This window comes from Bradyrhizobium sp. 31Argb (assembly GCF_043638955.1).
Taxonomy (GTDB): domain Bacteria; phylum Pseudomonadota; class Alphaproteobacteria; order Rhizobiales; family Xanthobacteraceae; genus Bradyrhizobium.
Genome location: NZ_JBEGDB010000187.1, coordinates 1 through 15,793 on the forward strand (window position 1 = coordinate 1; position 15,793 = coordinate 15,793).

Sequence of the window (15,793 nt, forward strand, 5' to 3'; positions counted from 1 at the left end):
CGTGACGAAACAATCCACGAGATCTTCCTAGCCGACCAGATCAGCCCTCAGTGCGTGGTCGCCGGATGACGCTCACGGAGCGACATGGCAGAGCGTGCTCGACGCGACGCTGGCGCGAGGGCTGACGCCGGCGGTGCTGACCAATTATCTCGGCCTGTCGGTCGGCGGCACGATCGCGATCGGCGGCATCGGCGGGACGTCGTCGCGATATGGCATGCAGGCTGATCATGTGCTCGAATTGAGCGTCGTCACGGGCGATGGCCGGGAGCTGACCTGTTCGGCGACCGAAAATCCCGATCTGTTCGATGCTGTCAGGGCCGGTCTCGGCCAATGCGGCATCATCACCCGCGCCAGCTTGCGCCTGGCGCGCGCGCCCGACCGGGTCCGCCGCTATCAGCTCTTTTATCGCGATCTGGCGTCCCTGACCGCGGATCAGCGGCGCATGTTAACGGCGGGGCGCTTCGACCAATTGCAGGGCGCGATCCTGCCCGACGGCAGCAGCGGCTGGCGCTACCAGCTCGACGGCGCGATCTTCTACAACCGCGATGCCGCGCCCGATGAAAGCACAGCGCTTGCGGACCTCGCGGACGATCGCGGCAAGGCCGTTATCACCGACCTCACCTATCGCGATGACGCGCTGGCCTTCGCCAAACTTGAAAACCTGCTGCGATCGAAGGGCCAGTGGTCCATTCCGCAGCCGTGGCTGTTCACATTCCTGCGCGGCAGCAATGCCGAACAGGTGGCGCGCGAGATCGTCGGCGGCCTGAGCAACGGGGACGTCGGGCCATTCGGACGGATCACCTGTTATCCGATGCTGACCGATGCGTTTCGCGCCCCGCTGGCGCGGTTGCCGGACGAGAGTATCGTTGTTCCATTCAACCTGGTCCGCATCCCTTCCGATACCGACGCGGCCTCGATCGCGCGGACGGTCGCGGCGAACCGCGCGTTCTACGATCGCATTCGCAAAGCTGGCGGCTTCCTCTATCCCGTCAGCGCCTTTCCAATGTCGTCAGACGATTGGCGCGAGCATTTCGGCCCGAAATGGCCGCTGCTGCGCGACGCCAGACAACGCTACGATCCGCACAATCTGCTGACGCCCGGCTACAATCTGTTCCACGGCCAGGCATGATCGGTTCGCAGCCACGCGTCACTATTCCTCGAACAGCGCGCGCACGCCCTCTTCGGTGAGTGCCGCGCCGACGCGTCCCTCGCGATCGAACAGGCTGTCGGCCAAGGTACGCTTCCGCGCCTTGAGCTCGTCCATCTTCTCCTCGATTGTGCCCGATGTCACCAGCCGATAGACGAAGACCGGCTTGTCCTGGCCGATGCGGTGAGCGCGATCGATCGCCTGTTCCTCGACGGCCGGATTCCACCAGGGATCGAAGATCACCACCGTATCGGCCGCCGTCAGGTTGAGCCCGACGCCTCCGGCCTTCAGGCTGATGAGGAAGACATCGCTGTTGCCGTCCTGAAACGCTTCGATCGCGCGCTTGCGATTGGTCGTTTCTCCAGTCAGGACGCTGTAGCGGAGAGCCTCCGCATCGAACCTGACCTTGATCAGGTCGATCATCGAGGTGAACTGCGAGAAGACGATGATCTTCCGGCCCTCGCTCAAGAGTTCCACAACCATTTCCATCAGCCGATCAAGCTTGGCAGATGGGCGCTTGACACGATCGTCGAGCTTCAGCAGCGCCGGATCGCAGCAGGCCTGGCGCAGCCTGAGCAGCGCTTCGAGAACGATAATGTGGCTCTTGGCCAGGCCGCGCTCCTGGATTGCCTTGCGGACCTTGTCCGACATCGACAGTCGAATGGAATCGTAGAGGTCACGCTGACTGCCCTCCAATGCGATGCGCTCGACGATCTCGCTCTTGGCCGGCAGTTCCTTAACCACCTCCGCCTTGGTCCGGCGCAGCAGAAATGGTTTCACGCGCTGCGCCAGCGCTGCTGCGCGTCGCGTATCCGTGCGCTTCTCGATCGGGGTGCGCCAGCGCCGGCCGAAATCGGTCTTGTCGCCAAGAAATCCCGGATTGGCAAAGCTCATGATGGACCAGAGCTCGCCGAGATGATTTTCCACCGGCGTCCCCGTCAGGCAGAAGCGATGCCGCGCTTTGATGCCGCGCAACCAGCGGGTGGTCGCGGCATTGGGATTCTTGATCGTCTGCGCCTCGTCTAGCACGGCCATGTGCCAATCGCGAGACAGCAGGACTTCGTGATCCCGCGCAATCAGCGGATAGGTGGTCAGGACAAGATCATGTTCCGCGATGGCGGCGAAGCTTTGCTTGCGATCCGAGCCGTGAAGCACGAGGACCTTCAAATCCGGCGCGAATTTTTGCGCTTCGCTGAACCAGTTCGTCATCAGGCTGGTCGGAGCGACGACAAGGGCAGGCTCGCTAAGGTGACCGCGCGCCTTCTCCAGCGCCAACAGCGCCAGGATCTGGACGGTCTTGCCGAGCCCCATGTCGTCAGCCAGCACACCGCCAAGGCCGCTCTCCCGCAGCAGATCGAGCCAGTCCACTCCCTGCGCCTGGTACGTCCGCAGTTCGGCGCGAAAATTTGCAGGCAACGCCGGATTTGACAATTCGCGATCCCGAAGCAGATTGGCGAGGCGCCGAAGATTGTCGGCGCCGCTGAAAGCAAAGTCGTCATTCTCGAGCGCCAGCAGCGGCACGACATCCGCGCGCGAAAGCCTGATCTTTCCGGATGCCTCACCGAAAAGCCCGCTCAGGCTGAGGCTATGGAGCGCCAGCACCAATGGCAGGAAGCGATCGGCAGCGAGCGACAGATGGCGGCCGTCGGCAAGCGGAAGATAGAAGTGGTCACCCGCCTCGGCGAGCTGCTTGATCCGATCGGGCGTGAAACTCGGTGTCGCGACCAAGGCAGCCAGAACCGGCGCCAGATCGCGTCGCTCGCCGTCGATTTCGACGCCGAGCGCCAGTTCGAACCAGTCGATACCGCTGGATTCCAATTCGGCATCGAAGACGCCCTCGGACTGCGCCAGCCGATACGGAAAATCGTCATCGACCAGTACATCGAAGCCTTCCGCGCGCAACTCAGGAAGGCCGAACTCGAGAAAATCGAGCCAGGCATGAGGTTCCCCGAACGTCAGATCGTCCACATGGCCGCCATCGAGGAACCGGTGGGTCAACCTCGCTTCGCGGAAATCGAATTCCAGCAGCCGCTGGCGCGCGCCTTTCTCCTTCGACCGCCGCCGCGTGATCGTGTAGGCCTCGCCGGCCTGAAATGCTTCAAGCGGGTTTCCCTTTTCCTTGGGCTCGATCTCGACCGGGCCGTAGCGGAAACTGAGATGGGCAACCGCGGTCCGATCGGGCCTGTCGTGGAAATACTGGGCACTCAGGCCCTCGCGTCCTCGCTTGAGCCGCAAGATCGGAATCGGATCGTCGTCGATCTTCACCGCCGCCGCCGGCGTTCCCGGCAACAGGCCAGGATGAAGCTGCGGCAACCTCTCGCCGAGACGGCGCGCCACTTCCGCGACTTGCGCGCGCGGGATGACGGGCGCCGACAAGAGCTGATAGGCAAGCCGAGGCGGCAGGCTCAGTTCGACCGGGCCGATCACGCCTGCGGCCTCGTCCATATAAACCGGCGGCTCGGCGTTAAGGCCCGTCGCTCCCGGCACCGTCAGTTGCGGGGCAAGGCCCTGCTTGCTGGCCTGGCGCCAATCGATGCGTCCCTCGCGCGCCTCGCCCCACTGTAGCGGCCGCCCCTTGTGATCGCGCCAGAACGCACGTCCGGTCGCGATGATTTGCTGCAGGAGTTCGCGGGATTGCAACCGAGGTGGGTGATAGTACGCCCCTCGCTCTCTCGTGAGCTGCATCAGAATGTCGATGTCGGTATCGCGAAAATACTTCGGCGCACGTTCGGGCGAAAAGCCGGAGATGCCCGGACGCGTAGGGCTGCCCCCGAACGTCCCGTCCTTGCGCATCTGGATCGAGAGTAGCGACACCCCCAGCAACGGCATCTGCGCACCCGCTTCAGCGGGCTGCAGGCAGTAGAGCAACCGATGCGTCACATCGACGGGATAATCGTCTCCGCGCATGGCGGCGCCGATACTGTCGAGCCATGCGGTGACATCGTAAGGCAGAATCGGCACGGAGCGGACGGGAGTCTTGCCGATGTCCGTTTTCCGCTCGGACGCCAATGCACCGCTCAGCGCCTGGAGCATCGTCGCCACGACATGCTTGCAATTGACTCCGACTGGACAACTGCACGTGCCGTCGAGGTCGACTAGACGCCCATCGTCGAATTCGAGCTCGATGTCGACACGATAGGGGCTGGGCTCACCTCCGCGCACCTTGCCGCGGATGCGCCTGAGATCATCGCTGATTTCCAATCCCGTGACGCGCCCTTGGGCCTGGTAGGCATAGCCCTTCTCAAATGCGGAACGGCTGAAGAAGCTGTAGATGTCCTTTGTCTTGACGACATCCGAGAGCCCCTGACCGAAATCCTCTACTGCAGACATTTGCTATGATCCGGGAACGACGGGCGGGATCCGTGACCTTTCGCGATCACGCCCACGCGAACAGCTTGGTCATAGTAATGCGCCGAACTCGTGGTGCAAATTTGCCTGGCGCGGCCGAGCCCCATCGCGCCGGTTCATTGCGAAGGTCCGGTTCTTTTCAACAGAAATTTTGGTGAGTCGAGACTTGCTTGGAAAGGAGTACCACCGCGGCCAGTTCCCGCTCCCGCCGCTGTCGTGGGTAGCCGTCCGCTTCTCACGCCGTTCTCTGAACTGCGCTCCATGTCGCCGTGCTCGAGGCATCGGCTTCCATCGCCGAGATCTTGCCGGTGTTGAAATCGACGACGAACGTCACGATGCTGGATTTCACGGCTGCCGTGGCCTGCACCGCGCTTCCGCTCGCTTCGCCTGGATGAGATGAACCTGCCGCAGGTTCGGCCGCATCGGGTCGCGCTCCGCATCGAAGCGGTACCTGAGGAGCGGCCTAACTATCAGGCACGAGATGCCCGGCTCGGCTTGCTGTCGTCGAGGCTGACGATGACGGCGGCGTTGGCGATGATGATGGCATCGCTGCCCTGCTCGGCCGGAATCTCCAGCCCACCCTTGACGGCGGTGACAGTCACCGTGCCGTAAGGCAGCTCCTTCGCGACAATCGCGGTGTCGACCACATCGGGATTCGGCACGCCGATGGTGACATCGACGAACATATCGTTGGCGGTCTTGCCGAGCATGCGGAAGAAGCCGAGGCTCGAATGACGGATGGCATCCGAGACCGCGCGCCTGGCTGCCTTGGTCGCGTCCTTGCCGTGAACATCGACGCCCATGCCCATCTCGGTGATACAGCGAACGCGTGCCATTGGATTTCCTGCTTGTCGTTGGGCGCAATGAAGCTGACGCAAGCCAAACCAGGCCCACCCCGCTCGATCATTCGCTTAAAGGATAGCGTACAATTCTGCGGCCGCAAATTCGAAAACGCCAACCGTCGGCCGCCTCATCAAAATCCGTCCGCGGCTCTGTCAAGTATTCCTGCTCCGCAAGCTTTCCGCGAGCGCGGAAAGCGCACTGGCAAGTTGTGTTGCAGCTTCCGGCGGAGGCAGCGGCACTTTGAGGTTTTGCACACCGGTGGTCGGATCACGCTCAATCCATGGATGACTCGGAGCGTCCGGATCGTTGGCAGCGGCTAGAGCGCCCATGAGTTGCACGCCAACCTGCACCAGCGCCTGCCACGGATCGGAGCCTCCGCCGTGCGGCGGCGCTCCGGAACCATCAGTCCGCACGATCGCCATCTTGCCGGCACCAACGTCCACAAATGCACCTGCATCTTCCACAGCTTCGGCATCACCGGTCGCAGGGATATTCCTCACTTCCTCGGCTGGCGTCACGGTCTCGCCGTCACCCATGTTTCCAGTGACGTTTTCCACCTCCTTCATGAAGCGAGTGAGACGCGATCCGCCGAGCGAAATCTCGCCGCTGCCGCCGTCGAGAATTCCCGCCGACAGCGAGCGCTTGAAGGCCAGCACCGACAGCATGCCCTCCTCAATGGTGCCCTTTGCCACGAAATTGATAACCCGCACCGGCCGGGCCTGGCCCAGGCGATGGACGCGCGCGATGCGCTGCTCAAGGATCGCCGGATTCCACGGCAAATCCACGTTCACCAGTGTCGAGGCATGCTGCAAATTGAGCCCGGTGCTGCCGGCGTCGGTGGACAGGAAGACGCGGCAGGCAGGATCGTCACGAAACTGCGCGACCAGCGCCGGCCGCTTGTCCGATGGCACGCCGCCGTGGAAACTGACGTAGCCCAGCCCGCGCGCCTCAAGGCGGCGGATGATGATGTCGTGGGTCCGCGTCCACTGCGAGAATACGACCGCCTTGGCGTCGGGCTCGGCGAACAATTGATCGAACAGCGCCGCCAACTCGTCGGCCTTGACTCCGTGGTCGGTCTCCTGGTCCAGCAGATAGGTGCTGTTGCACGACATGCGCATGTTCTGTAGGGTACAGGCCAGCCGCCGCTGATCCTTGTCCGACAGAAACCTGGTCTTGCGCCAGCGCTGGACGATCTTCGCCACCTGATCCGCGTTGTCCCGGTGGTGCAGCATTTGCATCTCGGTCATCGGCACCAGCAAGTTCTGATCGGTCCGGCTCGGCAGTTGCCGCAGCACCTCGGATTTGCGGCGGCGGATCATGACCGGTGCGAGCGTTTGGCCGATCTTCTCCAATCCGGTATAGCCGGTGACACGCCCGGCTTCGTCCCTGACCTGATGCTCGTGCAGCAGCTTCCAGGTCGGTCCAAGCCGGTGTTGATCGACGAACTGAACGATGGAGATCAACTCTTCCAACTTGTTTTCCAGAGGCGTCCCGGTGAGCACGATCGCATAGGAACTATCGATGCGCTTCAAGGCGCGCGCCGCAATGGTGTTCCAGTTCTTCACACGTTGCGCTTCATCGACGATGACCAGTTCGGGCGCCCAGGCGGCGATCAGGTCCAGATCGGGCTTGAGCTTCTCGTAATTCGTGATCTTGCAGAAATCGTCCAGGGCGTACTCCTTCTGCCGCTGCGCCCGGCCACCGCTGATGACGCGCGCCGCATTTTCGCCCTGTCGCCCCGAGAAACGCGTTACCTCGCTTTGCCACTGGTACTTGAGCGAAGTCGGGCAGATCACCAAGACTTTCGAGACGCCAAAATGCCGCGCCAATATCTCCGTCGCCGCGATCGCCTGGATGGTCTTGCCCAGTCCCATCTCGTCGCCGATCAGCGCCCGACCCGCCCGCACCGCGAACAGCGCGCCCTCAGCCTGGTAGGGATAGAGCGGCACCTTCAGAAGCGCCAGAAGCTTGGGATCCGCGGCACCACGGGGGAACAACTGCTCGAGTTTCGACGCCCGCCGATCCGCATCGCGCCTTCCTGCGACGAAATCGAGCGCATCGTCATAGGCGCGGAGTTCATGACCGTGTTTCGATGTCACGGCCATGAACGGTTCAAGTTCGCCGAAGCGCTCCTCTGGCAGGATTCCGTTGCGTGCGACGTCGAACAACTCGCCGGCGGCCTTGCTCACCGCCGGCGGACAATCCGTTCCGGCGCGAAAATACACGCTGCGTTTGCCCTCATTGCGCAAATACAGTTCGGAAAATGCAGGTTGGTAGCCGCGCGCAAACGCCGCCCTGGCGCCGCGCTTTTTCTCAAGCCGGGCAAGCGTGAATTCGATGTGCTTGCATGTTCCCAACTCGCTGGTGGCATAGTCGGGGCATGAACAGAAATTGCCACCGGGTCCCAACCCTCGAATCGCAACGCGATAGCTGGATTCCGATGCGGGATTGCTGACCCGAAACTCGGAGAAGTACGGTTCGCTGCCCAGATTCTCGAGCCCGAAGGCCTGCTCCCGGCCAAACTGGCGTCGCAAGCCGCGCTGCCAGTCCACCGGGGACAAATCTCCAGGTGCTTGCGTGCGCGAGAGCTTGGGTTCTTTGCCCGGCTTGGTTGCCGGTTTCAGGCGCGTGGATCTCATCGAATTACGTCCATCTGGAAGGTTTCGCGTGACACATTGATTTGGCCTCTCAGCATTCCGCTCTTATCACATAAGATCATGATCCGATTGGACGCAATGTGATCATGATCTCATCTCTTTGTTTGAGCATGATCTCCGCGCAAACGCTTCGCGTTTGTCGCGACGGAAAACTGGTTTCACTTTTCCGGACCAAGTTCCAGCGGCACTGATGGCTGCTTCCGTTCCAATTTCTTTCGGCGCGTCATGAGACGACAGCTAGCCGCCGGCTTCACAAAACGGGCGGCCCTGCCCCGGTTTTCGCGGCTGTTTGCGCCATCGTCAATGACCGAGGCTACCAGACCGAGGGGATGAACCGATAGCGCACGCGCGCGGCGTACTCATCGTAACCTTTGAGCTCCGCCCTCAATGCGCCCTCCTCATGCAGGGTTCGCCATGCGATGGCGAGAATGAACACCACCGACATCGCAAGACCGATCCAGGAGCCGAGCAGCAGCGGCAGACCGACGATAAGGAGCAAAGCGCTCGCATACATCGGGTGCCGGACAATGGCGTACGGGCCGGTATCGATCACCCGCTGATCCTCCTGGATCTTCACCACGGGGGCGGCAAAGGTATTTTCCCGAAAGGTCCACCACACGCCGAGCAGATAGAGCACGGTCAGGACGCCGCCAACCACCTGCAGCCAGACCGGCACCGCGGTAAATCCCGTGCGCGCGGCATCCCATGACATGAACATCATCCAGGCGCAGAACAGCACGATGAAGAGCGTCAGCCAGATCCGGTCCCACGGCTTCTGGTCACGCTGCACCGGCGAACTCATGCGCTCGCGCAACAGGCGCGGATTGCGCTTGGCGAGCCACAGGGTGATCGCAAGGCCGCCGATCGCGAATACGGCGAGGAACGCCCAGCCTCCGGGATAAGCCAGGGTGCCGGCCGGCCACAGGATCATGGCGGCCACGATCGCGGTCCAGACCACGATCTGAAGGGTGACTTTCACCATGACATGGCTCCCGATGATTGGCGCCCGTTCATGGGCCGTTGATCGCGGCCGATGCGACGGGTTTGGCCATCCAGCCGACGTAAGTGAGATAGAGACCGATCGCGACGAGCGCGCCGAATCCGAACCGCACCAGCGGCAGCAGGTTCACCGACGCAGCCGCGCCGCGCTCGATCAGTTGCGGCGCCGCCATCAGCACGACGCCACGAAGCGCCAGGATCCAGCCGAAAAGCGAAATGATCACCGCCGGCGCGCTCGACCAATATGGGTGAAGGGCGATGATCAGGAGTCCGAGGAATAGCAGCTGTGCGCCAGCAAACCAGGGAAACAACTGGTTCTCGAAGAACGTGGCGGCAAACGTGCCCATCTCCGGTGCGCGCAGGAGGATGATTCCGGGAACGATGACGAACCAGGGGCCCATGACGCGCGCGAAGGCGCGGGTTCGGGCGCAAGACTCAGGCGTGGCGACCATGGCAGCTCTCCGCTCTGTCGCCCCATCTTTGGACAAATCCGCAATATTCAGTATATTCGGGAAATACCGAATATGTCAAACAAAGGTCCGACCGGCGCCGAACGGCGCTTCATCGAAGATGTGGCGCGGCTGCTGGTGCCGTGGGGCGTTCCGCAGGCGGCCGCCCGCCTCTACGGCTACCTGCTTCTGTTCCCGGAGCCGGTCAGCCTCGATCGCATGGCGGCCGATCTCGAGATGAGCAAGAGCACCGCCAGCGTCGCCGCCCGGCTGTTGGAGAAATACACGCTGGCGCGCCGCCACGGCCAACGCGGCAGCAAACGTGTGCTCTATGAAGTGTCCGACAATTACGAGGGTATGCTGACCGAGCAGAATCGCCTGCTCGATGCGCTCGCCGACCTCCTGAAGCAGGGCGCGGGCATCGCTGCCCGCGGAAAGACGCGCAGTCGCATGGAAGAGATGGCCGAATTCCACATGACGATCCGCCAGTCGATGGAAGCTGCGCTGAAGCGCTGGCGCACAAGGAAGACGCGGTAGATCGCCGACGCATCCATCGAGTTCCTCCTCACGCCGGCACTGGCGCGGGCTCGGCTTTGACCTTGGCAAACGGCCTGAACGTCAACGCGATCAGGAAGGCGCCAAGTCCAACGGCCCAGGAGCCGATGTAAAGCCATGCGTAATTGGCGAAGGTGTCGTAGATCAAACCTCCGGCCACCGGCCCCGTCGCCATGCCCAGGCTGCCTGCCATCGCCGTTCCGCCGATCACGGTGCCCATCATCCGCAACGGAAAATTCTCCCGCGCAAGCACGGCATAGAGCGGCATGGTGCCGGCATAGATGAAGCCGAACATCGCCGCGACGGCGTAGAACGCGCTGAGCTCGCGCACGAAGGCATAGGCGAGCGCGCCAAATGCCTGGGCGAACAGCCCCGAGACCAGCACGCGCTTGGCGCCAAAGCGGTCGCCGAGCAGGCCGAACGCGATACGGCCGCCCATCCCCGCCAGCCCCTCCACACTGTAGATCGTGACGGCGGCGATCATCGGTATCCCGCAGCTTATCGCATAGCTCACGGTATGGATGATCGGTCCCGAATGCGTGGCGCAACAGAAGAAATTCGTCGCGAGCAGAACGATGAACTGCGGCGAGCGCAGTGCTTGCGCGAGCGACATCGACGGTTGCGGCTCACCCTCACCGGCCGCAGGCGCATGTTCGCGTTCGAGCGCCGGCGGGCGGCGCACCAGCAACGATATGGGAATCATGATGCAGGCGACGACGACGGCCAGAATCTGAAGCGAGGTCCGCCAATCATGGATCGAGACGAGCCAGGCGGCGAGCGGCGACATGGTCATGGGCGCCATCCCCATTCCTGCTGAAACCAGCGACACGGCAAGGCTGCGATGGGTATCGAACCACCCGGTGACGCAGGCCATCATCGGCGCGAAGATCGCGGCGGCCGCGCCGCCCACCATCAGGCCGAAGATGAATTGAAACGCGACCAGCGATGAGGCAAGGCTGGCCAGCGCCAGGCTTGTTGCAAGCACGATCGACCCGGTCAGCACCACCGGCAGCGGTCCGAGCCGATCGGACAGGGTTCCCCAGATCATGCTCGTGAACGCCATCGCGAGAAAGCCGATGGTCATGGCGCTGGACACGCCGGTGACCGACCAGCCGGTGTCTCGCGTGATCGGCAGCAGAAAAACCGGCAGCGAGAACATCCCGCCGATGGCAACGCAGCCCAGAAGCCCGCCGGCTCCGACAATCACCCAGCGATAGTGAGCATCCTTCATTCCCTGTCTCCACAGCAGCTATCCCTGGCTCCAAGACGAACGCGAGGCGCCAAAGTCGACATGCGGAGGCTCGCTCCAGCTCACTTTTTTGCGAACTCATTCCCGGCTATCAGCCGATCTCGATTCGATCAGCGACCTGACGCGTTCGGCGTCCGCCGGCGTCGCCGGATTGTAGACCACCATGCCGAGATCGGGCCGGCCGTCCACGGCGAAGGCCGAATATTCGAAACTGATCGGCCCAAGGATCGGATGCCGCAGGCGTTTGACGCCCTCGCCGTAACCGTGGACGTCGTTGGCGCGCCACAGCGCCTCGAATTCGGGGCTCAGCCGGCAGAGCTCTTCCACGAGCGCACCGACCTTCTCGGTGGCGCCGGCGCGCGCCGCATCGACCCGGAATGCACCAACCACGAACCGCGCGACGCTTTCCCAATCGAACTGCGCGGCACGCACGCGCGGATCGCAGAAGATCATGCGCAGGATGTTGCGTCGCTCCGGTGGCAGCGATCCGTAATCGGTCAGCACCACGGCCGCTGCGCAATTCCAGGCGACGACGTCCCAGGTCGCGGTCTTCACCAGCGCCGGACTGACCTCGAGCGCATCGAGCACGCGTTGCAGCCGCGGCGTCACGCCTTCGGTCGCCTGGTAACGAACTTCGGGCGGACGGCCGAGGCCGAGCAGGAAGAGATGCTCGCGCTCGACCTCCGTCAGCATCAGCGCGCGGGCGATGCGATTGAGCACGTCGGCCGATGGCGCGCCCCCTCGCCCCTGTTCCAGCCATGTATACCAGGTCGCGCTGATGTTGGCGCGCTGGGCCACCTCCTCGCGCCTGAGCCCGGGGGTGCGCCTCCGTGTCCCGGACAAGCCGAACGCAGCGGGATCTAGCTTGGTGCGGCGGTCTTTCAAGTACGCCCCGAGCAGGTTCTCGTTCGCGGCTGAAATGCTCATCCTGTTAGCCATTATACCCTGATAACGTCACTACTTTACCAGGATATCGCTCACGCAGACAGTGCGCTCCGGCTTAACTCTGGAGACTTCCTCATGCGTGTCTTTGTCACCGGCGCCACTGGATTTGTTGGCTCCGCCGTGGTCCACGAACTGATCGCCGCCGGCCACCGGGTGATCGGCCTCACCCGCTCGGATACGGGAGCAGCGGCCCTCACCACTGCCGGCGCGGAAGTGCATCGCGGATCGCTCGAAGATCTCGACAGCCTGCGCAGCGGTGCGGCGGCGGCTGATAGCGTGATCCATCTGGCCTTCAACCATGACTTCTCGAAATTCATCGAGAACTGCGAGATGGACCGGCGCGCCATCGAGGCGATCGGCGCCGTGCTCAGGGCTCCGAACGCCCCCTGCTCGTCACCGGCGGTGTCGCGCTGCTGGCGCCGGGGCGCCTTGCGACCGAGCAAGATCCGCACGCCACCAACTTCCCGCGCAAGTCGGAAGTTGCTGCCGCCGCACTGGCGGCGCGCGGCGTGCGCGCCTCCGTCGTCCGTCTTCCGCCATCGACCCACGGCCAGGGCGATCACGGCTTCGTTCCGATCCTGATCCGCATCGCCCGAGAGAAAGGCGTCTCGGCCTATGTCGGTGACGGCCTCAACCGCTGGCCGGCCGCGCATCGGTTCGACGCCGCCCGTGTCTACCGCCTCGCGATCGAGCGCGGTGCAGCCGGAGGTCCGTTTCACGCGATCGCCGAAGAAGGCGTGCCGTTCAAGGAGATCGCCGCGGTGATCGGCCGCCGCCTGAACGTGCCCGTCGTCAGCAAATCCCCCGAAGAGGCGGCCGGGCATTTCGGCTGGTTCGCACAGTTCGCAGGCGCCGACGTCCCCACCTCCAGCGCGCGAACCCGCGCATTGCTTGGCTGGGAGCCGAAGCAGCCGGGGCTGATCGCCGATCTCGACCAACCCTGTTATTTCGAGGGCTGAGCCGGACTCCATTTCATCCCCAACGCCAGTGCTGCGCGCTGCCAGATCGAGCATCTGTTCGGACGGCTTGCGGATCGGAGAAGGCGCTCAGAAAGGACTTCGCGCCGTCTTCAGTGGACATGATCGATCTCCGTTCGGCGCGCGCCTTTGCGGGCCGAAAGTCGCGCATGGAAGTCGGCGCTCAGCATCGCCAGCGAAACTTCGCCGAGACGCGCGAGCAGGAGCGCCTCCGCATCATGAAACGCTTTGTCGAGCGCGGCATTGACGGCCTGTTCGACCAGGCAGTCCGGCGCGTCGGTCCGATTGCCCATCGCAAGCAATGACGGGCAGCCGAGCGCGTCATAGACATCGCGCAACGTCACCTCTTCGAGATTCCGCGCCAGCACCCATCCGCCGCCATGGCCCTTTTCGGATCGGACATAGCCGCAGTCGCGCAGCCCCGCCATGATCCGCCGGATCACGACCGGATTGGTGCACATCGCTTTCGCCAGCACCTCTGATGTCACGGGGCCACCGTGCTCGGCCATGTGCAGCAGCACGTGAAGCACCCCAGATAATCGGCTATCTCGTCTCATGTAACATCAAATAGTACATGGCCACTTATCGATCAAGCACCGCCTCGCCTACCTGACCTGGACCAACGGCAGGAACACGGTGTCGACCCAGGCTTTCCGCAGGGACGGCGGCGGCGCCGAAAAGTTCATGATGACGTGGTGCCGAAAGAGGTCGCCAAGCAGAGAAGCCACCGGAGGCGTCAGCTTTGCTGCATCGATCTCACCGCGCTTCACGGCGCGTTCCAGAATCACCGAAAAAGGTCGTGCTCCACCTTCGATGAGGGCGGCGTGCAGATCCTTTGGTGTCGACCAGTTCTCCGAGAAATAATTGCTCGAAAACAGGGTGAAGGCCGCCGCCGTTCCGGCGGCGCGATCAGCCGCCCGCTTCAGAAACTCCAGCAACTCCGTTCGCACATCGCCCCGATCCGGCACCTCCAGTGGGTGCTTCGCCATTTGCCGCCGAATGGCCGCGATGGCGAGCGGCGCCTTTCCGTCCCATCGGCGCGCAAGCACGGGACGGCTCGTCCATGCCCTTTCCGCGACCGCCTCCATCGTCAGCCCGGCATAACCGCGCTCGGCCAGTTCGAGCCACGCGGCCTCCAGGATTGCCTCTTCCAACTCCGCGCCACGACGTCGCTCGGCCATAATTATACTCACTCCAAATAAGATGCATTAATGCATCTTGACTCCAAGTTGCGGTTACGACTAGATGCATCAATGCATCTTATGTCCGGAGCCGCGCTGTGACAAGAACGCCCCATTCGTGGCTGCGAACTGTATCTCTGCCTTTCGCTCTGACGGTCGCCGGATGCGCTTCCATGCCTCAGAAAACGGCGGGCACGCTGGCAACGTACAACAATCTGGGACAGCAGAAGGGCATGCTCTCGAAGTCGAGAAATTACGTCGATGCCAACGCACTGGCGTCCGTGAAGACTGTGCGCATCGTTCCGACGACTTTTGCCCATAGTGCGTTGGCGCAGGTGAAGACGGCGCAAGATCGCGCGCTGGTCGCAAACGCGCTCGATCGCAAGGTCTGTGTCGCGCTGAGCGACAAGTTTCAAATCGTCTCACCACGTGAACCTGCCGACCTGACCGTTCGAACTGTCGTCACCGACGTGTTGCCGACCGACAAGGCCGCAGCCGGCGTGTCGACCGCGGTGACCTTGGGCACCGGCGCAGCCTTGCCGGTCAGCGTTCCGCGTCTTCCCATTGGCCTGGGTGGCCTTGCCGTCGAGGCCGAAGCCATCGACCGGAGCGGCGTGCAGCGCGCTGCGATGGTATGGGCCCGCGGTGCGAATTCGATCATGGACAACCCTCGCGTTTCCGAAGTCGGCGACGCCTATGGCTTGGCAACCAAGTTCGGCAACGAGTTCTCGCGGATGCTCGCCACCGGCAAGGAGCCGGGCGCCCTGGATATCTCGCTGCCCTCCGGTCAGCGCGTGCAATCGTGGCTGGGCGGCGAACCGAAATATGCCACATGCGACAACTTTGGTCGTGCGCCCGGCCTCATGGGACTTGTCGCCGGCAAGATCGGCGCCCCTCCGGAGTGGACCGACGAGACCCCGCAGGTCGCCCGCGATTGAGATACCTGCACCGTCGCGGCAGGCCGTAGGATGGGTAGAGCACAAGCGAAACCCATCGCGATGGAGCAAGCCGTGCGAATTGATGGGTTTCGCTGCGCTCTACCGATCCTACGACTGTTGTCCCTGCGGCGTCGCCTGATTCAAATTTCAAACAGCTCTCCGCTGTCATCGTCCGGCTTGACCGGACGATCCAGTATTCCAGAGGCAGTCGTGCTTGAGCCGAGAGGCCGCCGGATACTGGATGCCCGCCTTCGCGGGCATGACGGTGGAGTGTGGTGAGGGGATGTGAGTCCGCATTCTCGCGGCGCGTTGCGCCCGAGCTTTGCGTTCGTTTCACCCTCTCATTGAACAGAGGGCGCAGGGAAAGCCGGGTGCCGGTTGCACCCATGGGTCCCGTGCAACAAAAAGCACGGGGGTAGGACCACAGGGGTAGTGTGCGGAAGGTTCTGCAAAAGCCTGAGAGGCTGGAGCGGTCATGGTAAGTCCGGTGATTGCGAAGATCACC

13 protein-coding genes and 2 pseudogenes are annotated in these 15,793 nt (G+C 63.0%); 5 read left to right on the top strand and 10 right to left on the bottom strand.

The window, feature by feature from the left end:
* Positions 1-88: 88 nt before the first annotated feature.
* Both AAFX91_RS28310 and AAFX91_RS28315 read left to right on the top strand, forming a co-directional pair.
* Positions 89-268: pseudogene (locus tag AAFX91_RS28310) on the top strand (FAD-binding protein); the annotation flags it as partial.
* 87 nt (positions 269-355) lie between these two features.
* Positions 356-1,129, top strand: coding sequence for a hypothetical protein (locus tag AAFX91_RS28315; RefSeq protein ID WP_394568836.1), 774 nt, complete (start codon positions 356-358; stop codon positions 1,127-1,129).
* Positions 1,130-1,150: 21 nt separating this feature from the next.
* Here the strand turns inward: AAFX91_RS28315 and AAFX91_RS28320 are convergent, their stop codons facing one another.
* From AAFX91_RS28320 to AAFX91_RS28345, 6 genes are all read right to left on the bottom strand, one after another.
* Positions 1,151-4,477 (bottom strand): SNF2-related protein, encoded by a 3,327-nt coding sequence (locus AAFX91_RS28320; protein ID WP_394568824.1) that lies wholly within the window; start codon positions 4,475-4,477, stop codon positions 1,151-1,153.
* Positions 4,478-4,730: 253 nt separating this feature from the next.
* Positions 4,731-4,862 carry a hypothetical protein gene (locus tag AAFX91_RS28325; protein ID WP_394568825.1) on the bottom strand — a complete coding sequence of 44 codons (132 nt, stop codon included), beginning with the start codon at positions 4,860-4,862 and terminating at the stop codon, positions 4,731-4,733.
* Positions 4,863-4,965: 103 nt separating this feature from the next.
* Complete coding sequence (locus AAFX91_RS28330) at positions 4,966-5,331, bottom strand: Lin0512 family protein (protein ID WP_394568826.1); 366 nt, start codon at positions 5,329-5,331, stop codon at positions 4,966-4,968.
* Between the two features lie 159 nt (positions 5,332-5,490).
* On the bottom strand, positions 5,491-7,977 hold the full coding sequence (locus AAFX91_RS28335) for a DEAD/DEAH box helicase (RefSeq protein WP_394568827.1): 2,487 nt from the start codon (positions 7,975-7,977) through the stop codon (positions 5,491-5,493).
* A gap of 331 nt (positions 7,978-8,308) precedes the next feature.
* Positions 8,309-8,977 (bottom strand): methyltransferase family protein, encoded by a 669-nt coding sequence (locus tag AAFX91_RS28340; RefSeq protein WP_394568828.1) that lies wholly within the window; start codon positions 8,975-8,977, stop codon positions 8,309-8,311.
* A gap of 28 nt (positions 8,978-9,005) precedes the next feature.
* Positions 9,006-9,446: a hypothetical protein gene (locus AAFX91_RS28345; RefSeq protein WP_394568829.1), complete on the bottom strand. Its 441-nt coding sequence runs from the start codon at positions 9,444-9,446 to the stop codon at positions 9,006-9,008.
* A gap of 72 nt (positions 9,447-9,518) precedes the next feature.
* On the opposite strand from AAFX91_RS28345, the gene AAFX91_RS28350 reads away from it, so the two are divergent.
* Positions 9,519-9,980: a GbsR/MarR family transcriptional regulator gene (locus tag AAFX91_RS28350; protein WP_394568830.1), complete on the top strand. Its 462-nt coding sequence runs from the start codon at positions 9,519-9,521 to the stop codon at positions 9,978-9,980.
* A gap of 28 nt (positions 9,981-10,008) precedes the next feature.
* Here AAFX91_RS28350 and AAFX91_RS28355 read toward each other — a convergent pair whose 3' ends face one another.
* Both AAFX91_RS28355 and AAFX91_RS28360 read right to left on the bottom strand, forming a co-directional pair.
* Positions 10,009-11,229, bottom strand: coding sequence for an MFS transporter (locus AAFX91_RS28355; protein ID WP_394568831.1), 1,221 nt, complete (start codon positions 11,227-11,229; stop codon positions 10,009-10,011).
* Positions 11,230-11,325: 96 nt separating this feature from the next.
* Positions 11,326-12,174, bottom strand: coding sequence for a helix-turn-helix transcriptional regulator (locus AAFX91_RS28360; protein WP_394568832.1), 849 nt, complete (start codon positions 12,172-12,174; stop codon positions 11,326-11,328).
* A 93-nt stretch (positions 12,175-12,267) separates the two neighbouring features.
* Between AAFX91_RS28360 and AAFX91_RS28365 the strand changes: the two are divergent.
* Positions 12,268-13,151 (top strand): annotated as a pseudogene (locus AAFX91_RS28365) (SDR family oxidoreductase).
* Positions 13,152-13,261: 110 nt separating this feature from the next.
* Here AAFX91_RS28365 and AAFX91_RS28370 read toward each other — a convergent pair.
* Positions 13,262-13,726, bottom strand: coding sequence for an RrF2 family transcriptional regulator (locus AAFX91_RS28370; protein ID WP_394568833.1), 465 nt, complete (start codon positions 13,724-13,726; stop codon positions 13,262-13,264).
* A 48-nt stretch (positions 13,727-13,774) separates the two neighbouring features.
* Positions 13,775-14,350 (bottom strand): TetR/AcrR family transcriptional regulator, encoded by a 576-nt coding sequence (locus AAFX91_RS28375; protein ID WP_394568834.1) that lies wholly within the window; start codon positions 14,348-14,350, stop codon positions 13,775-13,777.
* A 173-nt stretch (positions 14,351-14,523) separates the two neighbouring features.
* Here AAFX91_RS28375 and AAFX91_RS28380 point away from each other — a divergent pair, with 173 nt between their 5' ends.
* Positions 14,524-15,288 (top strand): DUF3313 domain-containing protein, encoded by a 765-nt coding sequence (locus AAFX91_RS28380; protein WP_394568835.1) that lies wholly within the window; start codon positions 14,524-14,526, stop codon positions 15,286-15,288.
* Positions 15,289-15,793: the final 505 nt, after the last annotated feature.